This is a genomic window from Tessaracoccus caeni (genome assembly GCF_029211185.1).
GTDB lineage: Bacteria > Actinomycetota > Actinomycetes > Propionibacteriales > Propionibacteriaceae > Arachnia > Arachnia caeni.
Genome location: NZ_JARGDO010000078.1, coordinates 1 through 255, shown reverse-complemented (window position 1 = coordinate 255; position 255 = coordinate 1). Strand labels below are relative to the sequence as shown.

Sequence of the window (255 nt, the reverse complement as noted above, 5' to 3'; positions counted from 1 at the left end):
ACCGGCATTCGGAGTTTGACTGATTTCGGTAAGCTGGTAGGCCCCCTAGACCATTCAGTGCTCTACCTCCGGTAAGAAACACACGACGCTGCACCTAAATGCATTTCGGGGAGAACCAGCTATCACGGAGTTTGATTGGCCTTTCACCCCTATCCACAGCTCATCTCCTCGGTTTTCAACCCAAGTGAGTTCGGTCCTCCACGACGTCTTACCGTCGCTTCAACCTGGCCATGGATAGATCACTCCGCTTCGGGT

At 53.3% G+C, this 255-nt stretch carries 1 rRNA gene; it reads right to left on the bottom strand.

What is annotated here, in order from left to right:
* Window positions 1–255: ribosomal RNA gene (locus tag P0D62_RS19285) — 23S ribosomal RNA — on the bottom strand; the annotation flags it as partial.